This window comes from Thermomonospora catenispora (genome assembly GCF_006363815.1).
Taxonomy (GTDB): Bacteria; Actinomycetota; Actinomycetes; order Streptosporangiales; family Streptosporangiaceae; genus Thermomonospora; species Thermomonospora catenispora.
In genome coordinates, this window is sequence record NZ_RRYT01000025.1 from 48,350 (window position 1) to 68,810 (window position 20,461).

General features: G+C 73.5%; 19 protein-coding genes and 1 riboswitch. Of the genes, 7 read left to right on the forward strand and 12 right to left on the reverse strand.

Annotated elements, in window-relative coordinates; genetic code table 11:
* The first annotated feature begins 14 nt into the window (after positions 1–14).
* Both EIO00_RS18270 and EIO00_RS18275 read left to right on the forward strand, forming a co-directional pair.
* Entirely contained in the window at positions 15–1,130 is a 1,116-nt protein-coding gene (locus EIO00_RS18270) for a serine hydrolase domain-containing protein (protein ID WP_140180578.1), read from the forward strand.
* 103 nt (positions 1,131–1,233) lie between these two features.
* Positions 1,234–1,494 (forward strand): hotdog domain-containing protein, encoded by a 261-nt coding sequence (locus EIO00_RS18275; RefSeq protein WP_241661444.1) that lies wholly within the window; start codon positions 1,234–1,236, stop codon positions 1,492–1,494.
* Positions 1,495–1,554: 60 nt separating this feature from the next.
* Here EIO00_RS18275 and EIO00_RS18280 read toward each other — a convergent pair whose 3' ends face one another.
* Positions 1,555–2,352 carry an SAM-dependent methyltransferase gene (locus EIO00_RS18280; protein ID WP_140180579.1) on the reverse strand — a complete coding sequence of 266 codons (798 nt, stop codon included), beginning with the start codon at positions 2,350–2,352 and terminating at the stop codon, positions 1,555–1,557.
* 522 nt (positions 2,353–2,874) lie between these two features.
* Between EIO00_RS18280 and EIO00_RS18285 the strand changes: the two genes are divergently transcribed.
* A complete protein-coding gene (locus EIO00_RS18285; RefSeq protein ID WP_140180581.1) occupies positions 2,875–3,681 on the forward strand; it encodes a mycofactocin-coupled SDR family oxidoreductase in 807 nt (268 codons plus the stop codon).
* 42 nt (positions 3,682–3,723) lie between these two features.
* On the opposite strand, the gene mftE is transcribed toward EIO00_RS18285, so the two are convergent.
* The 5 genes from mftE to mftA form a co-directional block, all read right to left on the reverse strand.
* A complete protein-coding gene (gene mftE / locus EIO00_RS18290) occupies positions 3,724–4,491 on the reverse strand; it encodes a mycofactocin biosynthesis peptidyl-dipeptidase MftE (protein ID WP_241661445.1) in 768 nt (255 codons plus the stop codon).
* 1 nt (position 4,492) lies between these two features.
* A complete protein-coding gene (mftD, locus tag EIO00_RS18295; RefSeq protein WP_140180584.1) occupies positions 4,493–5,698 on the reverse strand; it encodes a pre-mycofactocin synthase MftD in 1,206 nt (401 codons plus the stop codon).
* 62 nt (positions 5,699–5,760) lie between these two features.
* Positions 5,761–6,960, reverse strand: a complete 1,200-nt coding sequence (gene mftC / locus EIO00_RS18300; protein ID WP_140180586.1) for a mycofactocin radical SAM maturase — start codon at positions 6,958–6,960, stop codon at positions 5,761–5,763.
* A complete protein-coding gene (gene mftB, locus EIO00_RS18305; RefSeq protein WP_140180588.1) occupies positions 6,957–7,232 on the reverse strand; it encodes a mycofactocin biosynthesis chaperone MftB in 276 nt (91 codons plus the stop codon). Before mftB ends, mftC begins: the two co-directional genes overlap by 4 nt.
* Before the next feature lie 8 nt (positions 7,233–7,240).
* On the reverse strand, positions 7,241–7,363 hold the full coding sequence (mftA, locus tag EIO00_RS18310) for a mycofactocin precursor MftA (protein ID WP_140180590.1): 123 nt from the start codon (positions 7,361–7,363) through the stop codon (positions 7,241–7,243).
* A 115-nt stretch (positions 7,364–7,478) separates the two neighbouring features.
* On the opposite strand from mftA, the gene mftG reads away from it, so the two are divergent.
* Entirely contained in the window at positions 7,479–9,026 is a 1,548-nt protein-coding gene (gene mftG, locus EIO00_RS18315) for a mycofactocin dehydrogenase MftG (protein WP_140180592.1), read from the forward strand.
* A gap of 91 nt (positions 9,027–9,117) precedes the next feature.
* Here the strand turns inward: mftG and mftR are convergent, their stop codons facing one another.
* Positions 9,118–9,750, reverse strand: coding sequence for a mycofactocin system transcriptional regulator (gene mftR / locus EIO00_RS18320; protein ID WP_241661446.1), 633 nt, complete (start codon positions 9,748–9,750; stop codon positions 9,118–9,120).
* Between the two features lie 422 nt (positions 9,751–10,172).
* On the opposite strand from mftR, the gene EIO00_RS18325 reads away from it, so the two are divergent.
* Positions 10,173–10,928: a YqjF family protein gene (locus tag EIO00_RS18325; RefSeq protein WP_140180593.1), complete on the forward strand. Its 756-nt coding sequence runs from the start codon at positions 10,173–10,175 to the stop codon at positions 10,926–10,928.
* A 273-nt stretch (positions 10,929–11,201) separates the two neighbouring features.
* Here the strand turns inward: EIO00_RS18325 and argG are convergent, their stop codons facing one another.
* From argG to EIO00_RS18340, 3 genes are all read right to left on the reverse strand, one after another.
* Positions 11,202–12,656 carry an argininosuccinate synthase gene (argG, locus tag EIO00_RS18330; protein ID WP_140180595.1) on the reverse strand — a complete coding sequence of 485 codons (1,455 nt, stop codon included), beginning with the start codon at positions 12,654–12,656 and terminating at the stop codon, positions 11,202–11,204.
* A gap of 213 nt (positions 12,657–12,869) precedes the next feature.
* Positions 12,870–14,078, reverse strand: a complete 1,209-nt coding sequence (fdhA, locus tag EIO00_RS18335) for a formaldehyde dehydrogenase, glutathione-independent (RefSeq protein ID WP_140180597.1) — start codon at positions 14,076–14,078, stop codon at positions 12,870–12,872.
* Between the two features lie 404 nt (positions 14,079–14,482).
* Positions 14,483–15,589, reverse strand: a complete 1,107-nt coding sequence (locus tag EIO00_RS18340) for a lysylphosphatidylglycerol synthase transmembrane domain-containing protein (protein ID WP_206664181.1) — start codon at positions 15,587–15,589, stop codon at positions 14,483–14,485.
* A gap of 269 nt (positions 15,590–15,858) precedes the next feature.
* Here EIO00_RS18340 and EIO00_RS18345 point away from each other — a divergent pair, with 269 nt between their 5' ends.
* Positions 15,859–16,623, forward strand: a complete 765-nt coding sequence (locus EIO00_RS18345; protein WP_140180601.1) for a methyltransferase domain-containing protein — start codon at positions 15,859–15,861, stop codon at positions 16,621–16,623.
* A gap of 224 nt (positions 16,624–16,847) precedes the next feature.
* Positions 16,848–16,909: riboswitch (guanidine-III (ykkC-III) riboswitch) on the forward strand.
* A gap of 33 nt (positions 16,910–16,942) precedes the next feature.
* On the forward strand, positions 16,943–17,257 hold the full coding sequence (locus EIO00_RS18350; RefSeq protein ID WP_140180603.1) for a DMT family transporter: 315 nt from the start codon (positions 16,943–16,945) through the stop codon (positions 17,255–17,257).
* A 432-nt stretch (positions 17,258–17,689) separates the two neighbouring features.
* Here EIO00_RS18350 and katG read toward each other — a convergent pair whose 3' ends face one another.
* Both katG and EIO00_RS18360 read right to left on the reverse strand, forming a co-directional pair.
* Positions 17,690–19,843, reverse strand: a complete 2,154-nt coding sequence (katG, locus tag EIO00_RS18355; protein WP_241661449.1) for a catalase/peroxidase HPI — start codon at positions 19,841–19,843, stop codon at positions 17,690–17,692.
* Positions 19,844–19,960: 117 nt separating this feature from the next.
* Positions 19,961–20,365 carry a Fur family transcriptional regulator gene (locus tag EIO00_RS18360; protein WP_175596270.1) on the reverse strand — a complete coding sequence of 135 codons (405 nt, stop codon included), beginning with the start codon at positions 20,363–20,365 and terminating at the stop codon, positions 19,961–19,963.
* Between the last annotated feature and the right edge of the window lie 96 nt (positions 20,366–20,461).

A 20,461-nucleotide genomic window follows, 5' to 3' on the forward strand; every position in this document is an offset into this window, starting at 1 on the left:
CCAGGAGCGCCCCCATGCCCCCCAGACTGCTGTCCGCGGCCATGGCCGCCGCCCTGACCGTCGGCCTGTGCGCCCCCGCCGCCCAGGCCGCCCCGGTCCGGCCCTCCTCCGCCGCCCCGGCGGTGGACGCCGGCTGGCCGTACTCGGTGCTTCCCGGCTTCGACCCGCTCCGGGCGTCCTCCCGCCCGACGACGCTGGTCAGCGCGCCCAGGAAGCTGAACGTCACCTACACGGTGAACGGCAGGACCCGCACCCTGCAGGACTATCTGAACCGCACCGCCCAGGGGTTCGCGGTCCTGGACGGCGACCGGATCGTCATGGAGTGGTACGGGTGGGGCTTCACCCGCCACTCACTGTTCCAGTCCTGGTCGATGGCCAAGTCCTTCACCGCCGACGCCGTCGGGATCGCCCTGCGCGAGGGGAGGATCCGCGACCTGGACGACACGGTCGGCGCCTACGTCCCCGAGCTGAGGAACTCCGCCTACGGCGACGTCTCGCTGCGGAACCTGCTGCGGATGTCCTCGGGCATCGCCTGGAACGAGGTCCCCGACAACATCCCTCTGCATCTGTCGGCGAGCCTGGGCGTCCAGAGCACCCTGCAGATGGCGGCCGCCGCCCGACGCGGCTGGGAGCCGGGCACCCGGTTCAGCTACAACAGCCTCAACAGCGCCGTTCTGGCCCTCGTCCTGCAGCGGGCCACCGGCATGCCCTTCCACCGGTACATCCAGCAGAAGATCTGGGAGCCGGCGGGCATGGCCGCCGACGCCTATGTCGGCAACGACTCCAACGGCAACGGCATGGGGTACTGCTGCTTCTACGCCACCGTCCGCGACTACGCCCGCTTCGGCAAGCTGATGCTCGACCACGGCGTCGTCGCGGGCCGCCAGGTCGTCCCCCGCGACTGGGTCGCCGCGGCCACCGCCCCGACCGGGGTCAGCCCCTCCTACGGGCTGCACTGGTGGATCGACCCGGGCGAGGGCTTCTACGCCTCCGGCGCCTTCGACCAGAAGATCTACGTCTCCACCCGGCACAAGGTCGTCATCGTGCGCACCACCGGCCTGAACATCGACGACGAGGAGACCCTGCCGGCCATGCGCGCCATCGCCGCCGAGGTCGCCCGCACCCGCTGATCCGCCCTCCGGACACGTCCCGCCGGACCGAGGGCGCCCCCGGTCCGGCGGGAGTCGGCCCGCGCCCGTCGGACCGGGGGCGCGGATGTTCAGGGCATGACCGATGGAGATGCCGCACGGCGGGGCCGTCGTCGCGCTGATCGACCGGACCGCCGGCACGGCCGCCGCCGACGCCGGCGGGCCGAACACCGCCGCCCGCCCTCCGGCCACCGTCGACCTGCACGTCCGGCACCCGGCGCGCGCCGAGGGCGACCGCGTGCACGCCTCCGCCGAGGTCCTCAAGGTCGGCCGCCGTCTCATCACCGTCGAGCGCAGGGTCACCGACGAGGAGGCCGGCCGGTGGCCGTCCCGGACGTCGGCATGATGATCATCCCGCGTCACGGCCGCACCGACGGGTCCCGGCGTTCCCGCCGCGGGCGTCCGCTCAGGGTTTGCGGGCGACCGCGCCGTAGGCGTCGATCGGCTCGGCGTCGGGGCCGTCCGGACGCCACTGCGTGATGGGGACCAGGCCCGGCTCCAGCATCTCCAGGCCGGCGAAGCAGCGGGCGAGCTGATCGGGGCTGCGCAGGATGTAGGGGGCGCCGCCGCTCTCCACCAGCCTGTCGGCGCCCTCGACCACGGCCGAGCCGGTGTCGGTGCCGTCCCACAGCACCAGATGGCTGCCGGGCGCGACGGCGTCCATCATCCGCCCCACGATGGAGCGCACCACGTCCAGGTCGGGCTCATAGCCGAGGACCCCCATGAACATCACCGCGATCGGCCGGTCGAAGTCCAGCGACTTCGCCGCCTCGGCGAGGATCTTCTCCGGGTCGTGGTAGTCGGCGTGCACGTAGGCGGCCGACCCCTCGGCGGTGACGTCGGTCAGCAGGGCGCGGGCGTGCACCAGCACCAGCGGGTCGTTGTCCACGTAGACGACCCGGGATTCGGGGGCGACCCGCTGGGCGACCTGATGGGTGTTCTCCATGGTGGGCAGACCGGTCCCCACGTCGAGGAACTGCCGGACGCCCGCCTCGGCCGCCAGGTGGCGCACCGCCCGGATGAGGAACCGCCGGGACTCCCGCGCCATGACGACGATCTCGGGATAGACCTCGGCCACGGCCTCCCCGGCGGCGCGGTCGGCCTCGAAGTTGTCCTTGCCGCCCATCCAGTAGTTCCAGATCCGGGCGGCGTGCGGCACGTCGAACTTCAGCTGTTCGGCGAGTTCGGGATCCAGGTCGGCCATATCCGAGCCCCCATGCGGCGGTCACGAGACTGAAGGGATCATACTCCTGAATTCACCGGATCCCGCCGATTGCCCTCACCGGGTGGGGATGCGACCGCCTTGGGGCGAGGCCGATCCGAACCGCCCGTCGAATGACGAGAAGGCCAGAGCCGCCGTGGAGTCGAACCTCCGCCGACCAGCCCGCTATGGATAAATAAATCCATAATCAACCATAATTATCCGCCTTGCCCCTTCGAGGAAACGATCGAGGGGACGCACCGGAACCCCCGCGACCTCAGGGGCGACGCCTCGCCGCCGCCCCGTCGCCGTCGCGGCCGCCCCGAGCGCATCCCCCTTCAGACCTCGCGGAGGGGAGTCGACAACGCCCACCGGAGACCGCCGTGACCCTCTTGCCCCTTTTGACACCGAGTGCCATCATGACCACCCGTACCGATCATCGGCCCGGCCCCCCGCGGGCGCTCGTCTCACCTCTCGGAACCGCCCGTCCCCCTTCGCCGGGTCCGGCCACCGTGGAGGCATCCCATGGGACGTTTGACCGGCAAGGTCGCTTTCATCACCGGTGCGGCGCGCGGGCAGGGACGAGCCGAGGCCGTCCGGCTCGCCGCCGAGGGCGCGGACATCATCGCGATCGACCTCGTCGACAACCCCAGCGAATACGTCAAATACCCCCCGGCCACGCAGGCCGACCTGGACCGGACCGCCGAGCTGGTGAAGGAGCAGGGGCGGCGGGTGCTGGCCCGCAAGGCGGACGTGCGCGACCTGGCCGGGCTGGAGGCGGTGGTCCGCGAAGGCGTCGCGGAGTTCGGGCGGCTGGACGTCGTGGTGGCCAACGCGGGGATCGTCAACTACGGCCGCACCTGGGAGCTGACCGAGGAGCAGTGGCAGGACGTCATCGACGTCAACCTCACCGGGGTGTGGAAGACGGTCAAGGCCACCGTTCCGATCCTGATCGAGCAGGGCCAGGGCGGATCGATCATCATCATCAGCTCGGTGGCGGGCCTGAAGGGTCTGCCCTTCCTGGCCCACTACGCCTCCTCCAAGCACGGCGTGGTCGGCCTGGCCAAGACCCTGGCCAACGAGCTGGCCGAGCACGACATCCGGGTCAACACGATCCACCCGCACGGCGTCCGCACCGGCATGACCGACGACTCGATGCGGGACTTCCTGGGGCAGTCGCCGATGCTCGCCCCCCTCTACATGCCGGCGCTGCCCTACCAGATGGTCGAGCCCGAGGACATCGCCAACATGGTCGCCTTCCTGGCCTCCGACGAGGCCAAGTACATCACCGGCTCCCAGATGCGCGTCGACCTGGGCACCCTCAACCGGTGACCCCCGCACGCCCCGCCGGATGACCGGGACGCCCGCGGGCGGTCAGGGGCGGCGCGGCCCGTGCGGCGCGTCGGGGTCGAGGAGGCGGCCGCGGTCGTCGACGCGTCCGCCCTCGACCCGCCGGACGAGGGACGACACCATGGCCCGCACGATCCGGCGGCCCTCGTCGGCCGAGGCCCCGGCCGGCGCACCGAGGACACCCGAGGGCGAGACGGCGCGCACGCCGCGGGCGACCAGGTCGGGCATGATCGCGGCGAGCGGGCGGGGGTCCCCGGCGACCTCCTCGAACGGCCGCACCAGATGAGGGGCCAGGTGCAGCATGACCGAGGTCTCGGTGCGACCGGCGTGCGCGTCGCCGCCCGGGGCCTGGCAGGCCGCCCAGGCGACCCGGTGCCCCTCGTCGCGCAGCCGCCGCACGGCGGCATCGAGCGTGGGGACGTTCCCGCCGTGCCCGTTGACCAGGACGATCCTCCCGGCCCACGGCGCCAGCGACCGCACGGCCTCCACGATCACCGCGCCCAGCGCCTCATGGCCGATCGAGATCGTCCCGGGGAAGTCCGCGTGCTCGCCGCTGGCGCCGTAGGCGAGCGGCGGCGCGACGAGCACCTGCCCGGCCGAGCGCGGGCGCAGGGCGTCGGCCGCGCGTTCGGCGACGGCCTGGGCGATCACGGTGTCGGTGGACAGCGGCAGATGCGGCCCGTGCTGCTCGGTCGACCCGATCGGCAGCAGGACCAGCGGATCCGCCCGGACCTCCGGCCAGGCGCGGTCCGCCAGCGACCCCGCCGACTCCCCCGCCCGGTCGCCGGGCACGTCAGTCCGCCTGGGCGTCGGCGACCGCCCCGCCGCCCAGCGTCACCCGGAAACCGGGCGGGACGTACAGGTCGTCGGGGGACAGCTCGTGGACGCTGGAATGCCCCAGCCCCAGGACGGCGGAGTCCAGGCCGCTGCGCATGATGTCCAGCACGTTCTCCACCCCGGCCTGCCCGTTGACGGCCAGCCCCCACAGGTAGGCGCGGCCGATGAGCACCGCCCGCGCGCCCAGGGCGAGGGCCTTGGCCACGTCCCCGCCGCGTCGCACGCCGCCGTCGAGCAGCACCTCGACCTGGTCGCCGACCGCCTCGGCGATGGAGGGCAGCAGACGGATGGTGGCGGGCGTGGTGTCCAGGTTGTTGCCGCCGTGGTTGGAGACCGACAGCGCGGTGACCCCGATGTCGACCGCCCGCTTGGCGTCGTCCACCCGGGTGACGCCCTTGAGCATGAACGGGCCGCCCCATTCCTCCCGCAGCCACTTCACGTCGTCCCAGGTGGGCGGCGGGGTCTGCATCCACTCGCCGTACGCGCCGAAGAAGGTGGGGGCCGGGCCGCCCGGCGGCCGCATGTTGGGGACGGTGAGGTCGGGGATGCGCCCGGTCTTGACGAACCGCCACAGCCAGCCGGGACGCGGCAGCACCCCCGGCGCCATCTTCACCATGGTCTTGAAGTCGATCTTGTCGGGGATGGTCGGGCTGCCCCAGTCCCGACCGTGGGAGAACGACCAGTCCAAGGTCACGATCAGCCCCTTGACCCCGGCCTTGCGGGCCCGCTCCATGCGCTGGAGCATCGCGTCCCGGTCCCCGCTCCAGTACATCTGGAAGAAGGTGTCGGGGTTGGCCGCGACGACCTCTTCGACGGGCTTGCTGGCGAAGGAGCTGAGCCCCATGATGACGCCCCGGTTGGCCGCCGCGCGCGCCACCGCCACCTCGCCGTCGGGGTGCACGGCCTGGACCCCGGTGGGGGAGATCAGGACGGGCATCGAGGTCTGCACGCCCATCACCGTGGTCGACAGATCCCGCTCGGCCCGGTGCCCGACGACGCGGGGCGCGAACCCCAGGTCGCCGAAGGCGTCCATGTTGTCCTTGACGGTCCGGCCGCGCTCGGATCCGGCGAGGAGGGCTCCGTAGACCATGTACGGCAGCCGCCTCTTGGCCCTGCGCTGGGCCTCGGCCACGGTCTCGAACCAGGGGTTCCGGAGGGGCATGGGGTCTCTCCTAGCCGGGGGGCGGCGGCCGGGACCGGCCGCCGCCCGAGGACGGGTTGGTCTCAGGGAAGCCGCAGGCCCGCCAGCGGGCTCTCGGCGCACTCGCTGACCGGCGGCAGCTCCGGGTCGGGTCGGCGGCCGAGCCTCACCGGGACCGGTCCCCGGCGGGAGTGGTCGACCGACGGCCTGGGGATGCCCGACCGGTCCGCCGGCCGCCGGGCCAGCAGCTCCTCGCCGTGGCCCTGGACGCACTCGGGGTCGGGGCCGTCCAGCGGCAGGCCGGTGAAGAACTTGGCGGCCATGCAGCCGCCCTTGCAGGTGTCGTAGAAGGAGCAGGAGGCGCACGCTCCGCCGTTCTGCGGCCGGCGCAGGTCGCGGAACAGCTCCGACTCCCGCCAGACCTCGGTGAAGCCGCCGGGCTCGCGGACGTTGCCCGCGCGGAACCGCTCGTGGATGGTGAACGGGCAGGCGTACACGTCGCCGACCGGGTCGATGAGGCACACCACCCGCCCGGCGCCGCACAGGTTCAGCCCGGGCAGCGACTGCCCGTAGGCCGACAGGTGGAAGAAGGAGTCGCCGGTCAGCACGTTCTCGCCGTGCTCGAGCAGCCACTCGTACAGCCGGCGCTGCTGCTCGGCGGTGGGATGCAGCTCGTCCCACACGTCGGCGCCCCGGCCGGAGGGGCGCAGCCGGGTCAGCCGGAGCTGGGCGCCGTGGGCGTCGGCGATCTTCTTGAACTCGTCCAGCTGCGGGATGTTGTGCCGGGTGCACACCACCGACAGCTTGGCGTTTTTCATCCCGGCGTCGGCGAGGTTGCGCAGGGCCCGCAGCGCGATCTCATAGGAGCCGGGCCCGCGCACCGCGTCGTTGACCTCGGGGGTCGCCCCGTCCAGCGAGATCTGCACGTCCACATAGTCGTTGGCCGCCAGCCGTCGCGCCGTCTCGGGGGTGATCCGCACGCCGTTGGTGGAGAACTTCACCCCCACGCGGTGGGCGGTGGCGTAGTCCAGCAGCTCCCAGAAGTCGGAGCGGACGGTCGGCTCCCCGCCGCCGATGTTGACGTAGAAGACCTGCATGGCCTCCAGCTCGTCGATGACGGCCTTGCACTCCTCGGTGCTCAGCTCGCGCGGGTCGCGCCGTCCCGAGCTGGACAGGCAGTGCGCGCAGGCCAGGTTGCAGGCGTAGGTGAGCTCCCAGGTCAGGCAGATCGGGGCGTCGAGCCCGTGCTCGAACAGGTCGACCAGCCGCGGTGTGGTGGTCATGAGGTCCTCTCGACGAGCATGGACGACCGGGCCAGCGCGCTCAGCGCCGCGCGGTAGGCGGCCAGGTCGGATGCGGGGACGCCCGCCGCCGTGCAGGCGTCCCGGGCCGTGGGCGCGTCCGCCAGGCCCTCGAGGACCGCCAGCAGCCGACGGTCCTTGAGGAAGGACAGCTTGCGGGTCCCGAAGTGGTACAGCAGCGCGCCGAAGGGCTCGGGCCGCACCGAGACCTGCGGATGCAGGTCCCAGGCGCGGTCCAGGTCGATGTCCGGCATGAAGGGTCTCAGTAGACGCCGCACATGCCGTCGATCGAGACCTCCTCGATCAGCGCCTCGACGACGGCGGGCTCCTCGGTCCAGTCGTCGGCCTGCTCGTGGACCCGGTTCTCGGAGGTGGTGATGTCCATGGCGCTCTCCTTCGCTGACGTGCGGTGACGGTCGACGGCGCGCAGGGGTCGCCTACGTCACCGGCTGGGAGGGATACTAAATGCATCGAGTGCCAAAAGGAAGGCTCCGCAAGGGATGACTTCGCCGTATCCCGGCAGGCCCGATGTGCTCGTGGTCGGCGCCGGCGGCAGCGGCGCCGCCCTGGCGGCCCGGCTCAGCGAGGACGCCGACCGCCGGGTCCTGGTGGTGGAGGCCGGCCCGGTGCCGCGGGCCCCGTCGGCGTTCCCCCCCGACCTGCTGGACGCCCGTCTCGTGCCCGGCGCCCGCCCGGGAGACCCCGCCGTCCGGACGCTGCCGGCCCGCCTCGCGCCCGGCCTGCCCTACCGGGCGGCGCGCGGACGCGTCCTCGGCGGCTCGACCACCGTCAACGGCGGATACTTCGTGCGGGCCCGGCGCGCGGACTTCGACCGCTGGGCCGCCCAGGCGGGCGAGGAGCTCTGGTCGTACCGGAGGGCGCTGCCCTTCCTGCGCGCCCTGGAGACCGACCTGGACCACGGGGCCACCCCGCTGCACGGCGACCGCGGCCCGATCCCGGTCCGCCGCGTGGACCTGCGGCACCCCGCCGCCGCGGCGTTCCAGGCCGCCGCCCGCGAGCTGGGGCATCGGCCCGATCCCGACAAGAACGCCCAGGACCCTCCGGGGTTCGGCCCGGTGCCCTCGAACGCGGTGGACGGACGGCGGATCAACACCGGGATCGCCTACCTGCTCGGCGGCGCGCTCGACCGCCCGAACCTCACCGTGCTGGGCGGGCACGCGGCGCGGTCGGTGGTCGTCCGCCGCGGCCGGGCGGTCGGGGTGGTGGTCGAGCACCACGGGCGACGAGCCGTGCTGGAGGCCGGTGAGATCGTATTGTGCGCCGGCGCGCTGGTCACGCCGCACCTGCTGCACCTGTCGGGGATCGGCCCGGCGGCGGAGCTGGCCCGGGCCGGCATCCCCATCGTCTGCGACCTGCCCGCCGTCGGCGCCGCGCTCAGCGACCACCCCCAGGTGGTCCTGGAGTGGACGCCCCGCCGGCCGCCCGAGGAGCCGACGGGCTCCTGGCTCGGCGGACTGCTGCACCTGTCCTCCTCGGGCGGGGAGGACGCGGGGGACCTGGAGATCCTGCAGTCCCTGGTGCCGATGGCCGGGCTGGTCTCCGGAAGGACGACGGTCCCCGACGCGCCCCTGCCCTTCCTGGTGTCGGTGCAGACCCCCCGGCGGACCGGCGGGGTGCGCACCGTGTCGGCCGACCCCGACGTCCCGCCCCGCATCGAGTACGGCTATCTGCAGGACGAGGCCGACCGGCGCCGCATGCGCGAGGCGGTGCGGGCGACCGCGGCGATCACGGCCACGGACGCCTTCGGCGAGGTGTCCAGCGGGCTGGTGGCGCCCTCGCCCGCGACGCTGGACGACGACCGTCTGCTCGACCGGTGGATACGCACCCGGCTCGGCACCTCCCAGCACACCTGCGGCACCGTGCCGATGGGCGACGCCGTCGACGCCCGCGGCAGGGTGCACGGCCTGACCGGGCTCCGCGTCGCCGACACCTCCATCCTCCCGACCGCGCCGCTGCGCGGCCCCGCCGCGACGGCGGTCCTCATCGGCGAGCTCGTCGCCCACGCCATGCGCCGACGCTCCGGATGACCTCACGCGCCGGCGCAGGCCCCGGACCTCGGCCGGGTGAGCCGCCCATCGGCCCGGTCGGCGTCGCCGTTCGATGCACCGCCGGGCGACCTCACGCGCCGGCGTCGTCCAGCACCGCCGCGAGCCCCGCCCCCACCTGCCGGATCGCCTCGTCCAGCAGCTCGGACAGCTCGGCTCCCCCCTCACCGGACAGCCAGTGCTCATAGGCGGAGACCGCGGCCGCCAAAACGACGTTGCCGGCGAGCCGGGGGACCATCGCCGACGGCGGCAGCCCGGTGCGTCCGGCCACGAACTCGGTGATCACCGCGCGCCAGGAGGCGTACCGCAGGGTCGCGTCCGCCTGCAGGGTCGGCACGCCCAGGATGAGCTCCATGCGCTGCCGGTGCCAGGGCACCTGCCGGGGGTCGAACCGGTTGAACTCCACCACGGCCCGGCGTATCGCGTCCATCACCGGGACGTCCGGACCGGTCTCCTCCAGCAGCGTGAGCAGCCTCCGCAGCTGCCCCTCGAAGTCCCCCCACACCAGGTCGTTCTTGGAGGAGAAGTAGCGGAAGAACGTCCGCCGCCCGATCCCCGCCGCCGCGGCGATGTCGTCCACCGTGGTCGCTTCGAACCCCTGCCGGGCGAACAGCTCGAACGCCAGGCGTTCCAGCGCCGCCCGCGAGGTCACGCGCGGCCGGCCCATCACCCGGTGGGCCGCGGTCTTCCCGCCATCCGACGTCACGGGCACCAGGTTCCCACGCCTCCCCCGCCCTCGCGATGAGATCACAGGCCGCCCGTGAGGGGACCGTGGGACGGGGCGGGACGGCGGCACCGCAGAACCGGACAGCCCAGCCGAGAAGGGGAGGAACCGGACGGCGCACCGGGACGGCCCCCTCGTCACCGCCGCGCCCGGGCGCACACCGCCCGTCCGGCGACCGGGCCGGACCCCACGCCGTCGGCGCGGCGGCGCACGGCTCGTCCGGATCGGATCTCTTCGGGCGCTTCCGGGACGCTTGATCGACGAGGCCGACCGACCGCCGTCTTTACGGTGTAGATCCGTTATTGTCGGCGGGCCACGGCTCCGCCCCTCGTCTCTTCGGCGGGCGCCGCCCTCGCGACGATCCCCGATCGGCCGTTCGCACCGGGCTCTGGGACACTGGTGGAGTGTCCGCCGCGCCCCCTCGACCCGAGCCCGTCACGGCCGACCCGCCCTGGGACATCCCCCGTCCGCTGCTCACCCAGTCCTGGCTGGACCTGACCTTCATCCACTGGGCCGTGGATCCGGCGGACGTCGAGCCGCTGCTGCCCCCGGGGACCGTGCCCGACACCTTCGACGGGGTCAGCCATGTGGGGCTCGTGGCGTTCCGGATGCACCGCGTGGGGTGGTTCCGGCTGCCCGGTCTGCCCTACCTGGGCAGCTTCCCGGAGACCAACGTCCGTCTCTACTCGGTGGACCGGCAGGGGCGGCGCGGCGTGGTCTTCCGGTCGCTGGACGCCTCCCGGCTCCTCCCCGTGCTCGTGGGCCGGGCGGGCTTCGGGCTCCCCTACCTGTGGTCGCGCATGAGGGTCCGCACGGACGGCGACCTCATCGGCTACACCAGCACGCGCCGCTGGCCGGGGCCGCGCGGCGCCCGCAGCCGGATCGTCGTCCGCCGGGGCGAACGCATCGAACGGCCCACCGAGCTGGAGCACTTCCTGACCGCCCGATGGGGCCTGCACACCGCCTTCTTCGGCCGCCTCGCCCACCTGCCCAACGCCCACCCGCGCTGGCCGCTGTACCGCGCCGAGCTGCTGCGCTGCGACCAGGACCTCGTCGCCGCCGCGGGACTGGCCGCAGACCTCGGCGACCCGGTGAGCGTGCTGTACTCCCCCGGCGTCCCGGTGCGTTTCGGGCGGCCCGCCGGCGGCCGCGCCTCCTGACCCCGGAGCATGCGGCGGCCGTCAGAGCGCCGCTCCGGCCGCATCGCGGCACCGGCCGGGGGCTCCGGGGCGCGATGCGGCGGCCCCGTCCGGCGGGGCGGCCCGGTGCGGCGGACGCGGGTCGGGCGCCGCGGACGCCGCACCGGCGGAGGGGCGACGCCGAGGACGACGCCGCGCCCTACGCCGCTCCGGGTCCCGTCCGCGGCCGGCGGTTCCGGGCGGGCGTCGCGAACGGATGCGAGGACGAGACGCGAGGGCGGCGAGGCGTCGCGGTCAGTCGGTGCCGGACTCGATCGCGGCGTGGTCGAGCAGCTCGTCGTCCTGGCCGGGGGCCTTGCCGCGGGAGGCGATCGCCTCGGCCCCGCCCTCGGGCAGCTTGTCGATCAACCGGGTCGTCGCCGTCTGCGCGGCGCCGCCGATCAGCGCCGGGTGAGGGGCGCCGACGATGCCGAGCTCGGCGTACTGCTCCAGCTTGGCGCGGGAGTCGGCGATGTCGAGGTTGCGCATGGTCAGCTGGCCGATGCGGTCCACCGGGCCGAAGGCCGAGTCCTCGGTCCGCTCCATGGACAGCTTGTCCGGGTGGTAGCTGAACGCCGGACCGGAGGTGTCCAGGATGGAGTAGTCCTCGCCGCGCCGCAGCCGCAGGGTCACCTCGCCGGTGACGGCGGTGGCGACCCAGCGCTGCAGCGATTCGCGCAGCATCAGCGCCTGCGGGTCCAGCCAGCGCCCCTCGTACAGCAGCCGGCCCAGCCGCCTGCCCTGCACGTGGTAGAGCTCCAGGGTGTCCTCATTGTGGATGGCGTTGACCAGCCGCTCGTAGGCGATGTGCAGCAGCGCCATCCCCGGCGCCTCGTAGACGCCCCGGCTCTTGGCCTCGATGATGCGGTTCTCGATCTGGTCGGACATGCCCAGGCCGTGCCGGCCGCCGATGGCGTTGGCCTCCAGCACCAGATCGACGGAGGAGGGGAACTCCTTGCCGTTGATGGTCACCGGCCGGCCCTGCTCGAAGCCGAGCGTGACGTCCTCGGCGGGGATCTCGACGGCGGGGTCCCAGAACCGCACGCCCATGATCGGCTCGACGATCTCGATGCCGGCGTCCAGGTGCTCGAGCTTCTTGGCCTCGTGGGTGGCGCCCCAGATGTTGGCGTCGGTGGAGTAGGCCTTCTCGGTGCTGTCCCGGTACGGCAGGCCGCGTTCCTGCAGCCACTGCGACATCTCCGTGCGGCCGCCCAGCTCGGTGACGAAGTCGGCGTCCAGCCACGGCTTGTAGATCCGCAGGGAGGGGTTGGCCAGCAGGCCGTAGCGGTAGAACCGCTCGATGTCGTTGCCCTTGAAGGTGGAGCCGTCGCCCCAGATCTGCACGCCGTCCTCGAGCATCGCGCGCACCAGCAGGGTGCCCACCACGGCCCGCCCCAGCGGGGTGGTGTTGAAGTACACGCGCCCGGCGGACCGGATGTGGAACGCCCCGCAGGCCAGGGCCGCCAATCCTTCCTCCACCAGGGCCTCCCGGCAGTCGACCAGCCGGGCGATCTCGGCTCCGTACTCGGTGGCGCGCCCCGGCACGGAGGCGATGTCGGGCTCGTCGTACTGGCCGACGTCGGCGGTGTAGGCGCACGGGACCGCGCCCTTCTCCCGCATCCACGCGACAGCTACCGAAGTGTCGAGGCCGCCGGAGAAGGCGATCCCGACGCGTTCGCCGACAGGCAGGGAGGTGAGCACCTTGGACATAAGCAGAAGTATGCACACTGTTGCATGACTATGCAAACTTGATCGAGGTTCCGCGGCCCCGTTCCTTCCGGAAACGACGGCGAAAGGGGCGGCGCCCCGGCGAAACGACGGTCGGGCGCGGACGGGCCACCCGCGCCCGGCGCCCTCCGCCCCGGTCCCGAACGGCTCCGGGGCGGGACCGGGCGGCGCGCCGGGGCGGGCCCGCGGAGCCGGTCAGGTCGGGATCATGCCGTGCGGGTCGATGACGAACTTCTGGGCCGCGCCGCGGTCGAACTCCGCATAGCCGCGGGGGGCGTCCGACAGGCCGATCACGGTGGCGTTGACGGCCTTGGCGATCTGAACGCGGTCGTGCAGGATCGCGTTCATCAGAAGGCGGTTGTACCGCATCACCGGGCACTGTCCCATGGCGAGCGAGTGCGACTTGGACCAGCCCAGGCCGATCCGCAGGGACAGCGAGCCCGTCTTGGCCGCCTCGTCGACCGCGCCCGGGTCGCCGGTGACGTAAAGTCCGGGGACGCCGAGCCGTCCGCCCGCCCGGGTGACCTCCATGATCGAGTTGAGCACGGTGGCCGGCGCCTCGCCGGTGCGCCCTCTGGCCTCGAACCCGACGGCGTCGATGGCGGCGTCGACCTCCGGCACGCCGAGCACCTGCTCGATCAGCTCGGGCAGCGTCGCGTCCTGGGAGAGGTCGACCGCCTCGCAGCCGAAGCCGCGGGCCTGTTCCAGCCGTTCCTTGTTGAGGTCCCCGACGATCACCACCGCCGCGCCGAGGAACTGCGCGGCGTGCGCGGCGGCCAGGCCGACCGGGCCCGCCCCCGCCACGTACACGGTGGATCCGGAGGTGACGCCCGCGCTGACCGCGCCGTGGTAGCCGGTGGGGAAGATGTCGGCGAGCATCGCCAGGTCGAGGATCTTCTCCATCGCCCGGTCCTTGTCGGGGAACTTCAGCAGGTTCCAGTCCGCGTACGGGACCAGCGCGTACTCGGCCTGGCCGCCGACCCAGCCGCCCATGTCGACATAGCCGTAGGCCGCGCCGGGCCGTGCGGGGTTGACGTTGAGGCAGACCTCGGTGTGCCCCTCCTTGCACATGCGGCAGCGGCCGCAGGAGATGTTGAACGGCACCGAGCACAGGTCGCCCGGCTTGATGAACTCCACGTCACGGCCCACCTCGACGACCTCGCCGGTGATCTCATGGCCGAGCACCAGGCCCGACGGCGCGGTCGTGCGGCCGCGCACCATGTGCTGGTCGGAGCCGCAGATGTTGGTCGCCACCACCTTGAGGATCGCGCCGTGATCCAGCCGGCGGCCCACGTTGGCGGGATGCACTCCGGGGCCGTCCTTGAGCACGAATTCCGGGTAGTCGATGTCCTGCACCTCGACCACACCCGGACGGATGTAGGTCACTCCCCTGTTACCGGGCACGTTGCCGCCTCCTGTCCAACGACGGGATCCGGACATCGAGACGGCGACATGCCCGATTCATTGCGAATGAAAGCTATTCATCCCATTTCAGGGGGCGACTTTGCCGAAGGCTGAACCTCGGCGGCACGGGCGGCAGGACTCATGGCCCTGCCGGCGGCCCTCGCCCACGACCGCCCCGCGGCCGTCCACGGCCCGCCTCCGCCTCGTCTCGGGGATCGGGGCCGGCCGCCGCGGCACGCGGGCCGAAGCCGCCCTGCGGCGGCTCGGCGGTCGCGGCGCCCCCGTGGAATCCCCACGGATTCGCCGCTCACCCGGGAGGGGGCCGCCTCGGCGCGCGGTCGACGCCCGGGGCGCGATCGGGCCCGGCCGCCGGGCGCCTCCGCCGCGCGGACGCCTCAGGACGGTCAGACGCCGAGCGCCGCGGTCTCCCGCTCGGTGGTCTCCCGCTCGGCGCGGCCGGGCCGCTCCGCCGCCTCGGCGGGCGCAGGGACGGTCCTCCTGCGGCGGAGGGTCGTCACCGCGAGGAGACCGACGGGGACGGGCGCCCAGTGGGTGACGGCGCGGAAGATGAGGACGCCCGACAGGGCCCCGCCGGCCTCCACGCCGGTGGCGACGAGAAGCGTCACCAGCGCCGCCTCGGTGGAGCCGAGGCCGCCCGGTCCCGGAACGACGCCTCCGGCGGCGGCCCCGATCATGTAGATGACGAGCAGGGCGCCCCACTGGCCCCAGGTGACGGCGCCGGGCACCGCCAGCATGCTGAGCACGAACGCCGCCCCCATGACCAAGGTCGTGGCGGCGGAGGCGACCAGCATGACCGCCAGGTCGCGGGGACGCCGCAGGACGCGCATCCCGGCGGCGACGGCCCCGGCCAGCCGCGCCCGCAGCAGCCACGCCGCGATCCCGGCCGGGACCGCGGCGACGGCGGCGATGAGGAGCAGCGGGCGGACCGCGCCGTGCAGCCGCTCTGCCAGATGCGCCGTCAGGACGCCGTCGCCGGTGGTCAGCGCGAGCGGGATCAGCGCGAGGAGCAGGACGAGGTCGGCGAGCGCGCCGCCGACCTGCAGGACGCCCGCCACGGCCAGCGCGCGGGATGCCGGGACCCCCTGGCCGGCCAGATAACGCGCGTTGACCGCCACGGTGCCGATCCCGCCGCCGGTGATCCGGTTGGCCGTCGCCCCGGTGAACTGGGCCATGGTCGCGTGCAGCAGGGGCAGGCGCCGGCCGGCGGCGCCGCACAGGGCCACGGCGGAGAACCAGAAGTGCACGACCACGAGCACGGCCAGCACGGGCACCACGCCCCAATGCGCGCCGGCCAGCGCCTCGGCCGCCCCGGACACCGTGGCGGTCATCTCCCCGTTGGAGATCACTGCGCCCGCGCCCGCCACGAGCAGGATCCCGATCACCGCCCACGCGACGGCCCGCAGCCGTCCCTCCCACGCCCGGGCGGCCGTGCGCCATGCCCGGGCGGCCGGGCGGTCGGCGTCGGGCGCCCGGTCGGGGACCCTCCGCACGGACCGCCGGCCTGTCGAGACGACGTCCTGCACCATCGCTTCCCCCACGGTCGACCCGGCCCGCGGCCCCTCCTTGCCCCGCATGCCTCAAGCCAACCCCGTTCGGGGGCCCCGATCAGTGGTGCGACCACGTCTTTCGACGGTGGGGTCAGCACTACCGCCCGAGGCGGGGCCGCCCCGTAGACGGTCCACGGTCGCGCGGACGCCCGGCGTCCCGGCCCCGCCGGGCGCTTGACCTCATGTCGACGTGAAGTCGCAGCATGACGCGCATGACCGACCACACCCGCACCGGGCGGTCGCCCGCCGCCCTCGCCTCGATGCTCGATGCCTTCGACGACGCCTCAGGGGCCGCCGAACTGCGCGCGCGCTCCTATGAGCTGCTCGCCGTCCCGCCGGGGGGTCGCGTGGCCGATGTGGGGTGCGGCACCGGACGGGCCGTCGCCGAGCTGGCCGAGCGCGGCGTGCAGGCGACCGGGATCGACCTCGACGAGGAGATGATCGCTCTTGCGCGGCGCCGCTGGCCCCGGGGCGACTACCGGGTGGGCGACGCCTGCGCCCTGCCCTTCCCCGACGGCGCCCTCGACGGCTACCGCGCCGAGAGGCTCTACCACGAGCTCCTCGACCCGGCGCGCGCGGTCCGGGAGGCCCGGCGCGTCCTGGCGCCGGGCGGGCGGATCGTCCTCGTCGGCCACGACTGGGACGCCCTCGTGATCGACTCCGACGATCCCCGGCTCACCCGCGTCATCGTGCACGCCCGCGCCGACGCCGTCACCGACCCGCGCGCCGCCCGTCGTCACCGCACGCTGCTGCCGGACGCCGGCTTCGCCCGGGTCGCCGTCGAGGTGCACACCGGCGTCTTCACCGACGCCGTGATGCTGCCCCTGCTCACCGGGCTGGCCGAGACCGCCCACGCCGCCGGCGCCGTCACCCGTCGCCAGGCCGACGACTGGCTCGCCGAGCAGACCGAGCGGGCCCATGCCGGGCGTCTCTTCGTGGCCGTGCCGATGTTCGTCGCCGCCGCCACCCGTCCCTGACGTCCGGCCCGATCCCCTCGCCGCCGCACGGGCCGTGCGGCGGCCGTCCGGCTCCCCGCCCGCCGCACGCCCGGAGGGCCGGTCCGCATCGGTGCGCGCACGCCGGGCGCGCCGGATCGGCGTGCCGCGGCGGCGGGCGCCGCCTCCGCCGTGCCCGGGGCGCGCCGCCCGGACGGGACGCCGGTTCCGGGGCGGGTGCTAGCCTCGGACTCGGCCGTCCGGCGGCGTCGCCGCGGACTCGGCCCCGGACGAGCGCGTCGTACCCGGCAGGACACGACGGCGCGGACCATCTGTCAGTCTCTCCGCGGAGGCGCGCACCGTGGCGTGGGTCGTCCTCATCATCTCGGGCTTCCTGGAGGCCGTCTGGGCCGCGGCCCTGGCCTCCTCGCACGGGTTCACCCGGCTGCGCCCCAGCGTGCTGTTCGCCGTCGCGCTGGTCTCGAGCATGGCCGGCCTGGCCTACTCCCTGCGCACCATCCCGGTGGGCACCGGGTACGCGGTGTGGGTGGGGATCGGGGCCGCCGGCACGGCCCTGTACGGCATGATCGCGCTCGACGAACCGGTCACCGCCGCCCGGCTGCTGTGCCTGACGCTGATCGTCGGCGGCGTGGCGGGGCTGAAGTTCCTGCACTGACGGCCGCCGGGCGGCGCCGCAGGGACGCGTCCGACGGCCGTCACGCCGACCCGGCGGCCCGCCACGGCCCGAACGAGGCGCGGCTTCCGGGAGCCGCGCGGGCCCGGACCGCTGCAGACCGGGACGGGCATGGGGAGTTCCCGCACCCGTGACCGTCGCCCTCGGCGAGGTGTCCTTCGAGACCGTCCGGCGCCCGGAGGCCGTCGGGGCACGGCGCGGTCGACGCGCCGGTCCGCCCGGCGCGCGCGGTCCGTCGCCGTCCCGGCGCGGGCGCCGCGTCTCCGGGGCGCGAGCGCACCGCCGGACGGTCGGCGAGATGGTCGTCGCCTCTGCGAACGGCGCCGGCCGGCGGGCGCGAAGACGTCCGGGCCGGCCCCGAACGGGCCGGCCCGGACGGCCGGATCGACGCGGATCGGCCGGGATCGGCGAGGATCAGCGCAGGTCGAACCGGTCGAGGTTCATCACCTTGTCCCACGCGGCGACGAAGTCGCGGACGAACTTCTCCTTGGCGTCGTCGCACGCGTAGACCTCGGCGATCGCGCGCAGCTCGGAGTTCGACCCGAAGATCAGGTCGACCCGGCTGGCGGTCCACTTGACCTCACCGGTGGCGGTGTCGCGGCCCTCGAAGGTCTCGGCCTCCTCGGAGGTCGGCTTCCACTCCACCCCCATGTCGAGCAGGTTCACGAAGAAGTCGTTGGTCAGCTTCCCGGGGGTGTCGGTGAAGACGCCGAGCTCGGACTGCTTGTAGTTGGCGCCCAGCACCCGCAGGCCGCCGACCAGGACCGTCATCTCGGGCGCGCTCAGGGTGAGCAGGTTGGCCTTGTCGACGAGCAGGTACTCGGCCGGCAGGGCGTGGTCCTTGCCGAGGTAGTTGCGGAACCCGTCCGCCTTCGGCTCGAGCACCGCGAAGGAGTCGACGTCGGTCTGCTCCTGCAGGGCGTCCCCCCGGCCGGGGGTGAAGGGCACCTCGATGTCGAAGCCCGCGTCCTTGGCGGCCTTCTCGACCGCCGCGCAGCCGCCGAGCACCACCAGGTCGGCGAAGGAGATCCGCTTGCCGCCGGTCTGGGCGGAGTTGAAGGACTCCTGGATGCCCTCCAGGGTGCGGATCACCTGGGCGAGCTGGTCGGGCTCGTTGACCTCCCAGTCGACCTGCGGCTGCAGGCGGATGCGCCCGCCGTTGGCGCCGCCGCGCTTGTCGCTGCCGCGGAACGTCGAGGCCGCCGACCACGCGGTGTACACCAGCTGCCGGACCGTCAGGCCCGAGTCGAGGATCTGCCGCTTGAGGGAGGCGATGTCCTCGGCGTCGACGAGCTCGTGCTCCACCTTCGGGATGGGGTCCTGCCAGATCAGCTCCTCGTCGGGGACCTCCGGGCCGAGGTAGCGGGTGATCGGGCCCATGTCCCGGTGGGTCAGCTTGAACCAGGCCCGGGCGAAGGCGTCGGCGAACTCGTCGGGGTTCTGCCAGAAGCGCCGTGAGATCGGCTCGAAGATCGGGTCGAACCGCAGGGCCAGGTCGGTGGTGAGCATCGTCGGCTGGTGCGACTTGGTCGGGTCGTGGGCGTCGGGGACGGTGCCCGCGGCGGCGCCGTCCTTGGGACGCCACTGGTAGGCGCCCGCCGGGCTCTTGGTCAGCTCCCACTCGTAGCGGAACAGGTTCTCGAAGAACCAGTTGTCCCACTTGGTCGGGGTGGGCGTCCAGATGCCCTCCAGGCCGCTGGTGATGGCGTCCGGGCCCTTGCCGCTCTTGTAGGTGCTCTTCCAGCCCAGCCCCATCTCCTCGATGGGCGCGGCCTCCGGCTCGGGGCCGACGTGATCGGCCGGACCGGCGCCGTGCGTCTTGCCGAAGGTGTGGCCGCCGGCGATCAGGGCCACGGTCTCCTCGTCGGTCATCCCCATGCGGCGGAAGGTCTCGCGGATGTCGCGGCCCGCCGCCACCGGGTCGGGGTTGCCGTTGGGCCCTTCGGGGTTGACGTAGATCAGGCCCATCTGGACGGCGGCCAGCGGCTTCTCCAGCTCCCGGTCGCCGCTGTAGCGCTCATCGCCCAGCCAGGTGCCCTCCGGGCCCCAGTAGACGTCGTCCTCCGGCTCCCAGACGTCCTCCCGGCCGCCGCCGAAGCCGAAGGTCTTCAACCCCATGGTCTCCAGGGCGACGTTGCCGGCCAGGATCATCAGGTCGGCCCAGGAGAGCTTCCGGCCGTACTTCTTCTTGACCGGCCACAGCAGGCGCCGGGCCTTGTCGAGGTTGGCGTTGTCGGGCCAGCTGTTGAGGGGCGCGAAGCGCTGCTGACCGGTCCCGCCGCCGCCGCGGCCGTCGTGGATGCGGTAGGTGCCGGCGCTGTGCCAGGCCATCCGGATGATGAACGGCCCGTAGTGGCCGAAGTCGGCCGGCCACCAGTCCTGGGAGGTGGTGAGCACCTCGGCGATGTCGCGCTTCACGGCGGCCAGGTCGAGGCTCTCGAACTCCTTGGCGTAGTCGAAGTCCTCGCCCATCGGGTTGGCCGCCGGGTGGTGCTTGGCCAGGATCTTCAGGTTCAGCCGGTTCGGCCACCAGGTGCGGTTGGCGTCGCCCTGGGTGGGGTGCGGGATGCGGGGACCCGTGGCCGACCGGCCGGTTCCGCTCTCCGTGGCCTCTTCAGGGGTCGGAGTGACGACTTCGTTGTTCTCAGACACTGGACTTCCTTCCAGGGGGCCGAGTGAGAGTGGTCAGGGTTTCCGGGCGGTGGAGCAGGCGGGGCACAGGCCCCGATAGACGACCTCGGCCTCGTCGATCACGAAGCCGCGGTCGTCGGACGCGTTCAGGCAGGGCGCCTCGCCGACGGCGCAGTCGACGTCCGCGATGGCCCCGCACGACCGGCACACGAGGTGGTGGTGGTTGTCCCCGACCCGCGACTCGTAGCGGGCCACGTGGCCGGGCGGCTGGATGCGCCGGATCAGACCCGCCTCCGTCAACGCGTGCAGCGAGTCGTAGACGGTCTGGTGGGAGACCTTCGGGAGCTCCCTGCGCACGGCACGGATGATCGAGTCCGTGTCCGCGTGCGGGTGCCGGTGCACCGCGCTCAGCACCGCCACCCGGGGACGGGTCACGCGCAGCGCGGCGTCGCGCAGCATCCGCGGGAAGTCCGAGGTCGTCGCCACGCCCCACAGACTGGCTCATTTTCTGGAATCAGTCAAGATAGCGGGACAACCAACTTCTGGACCGACTCA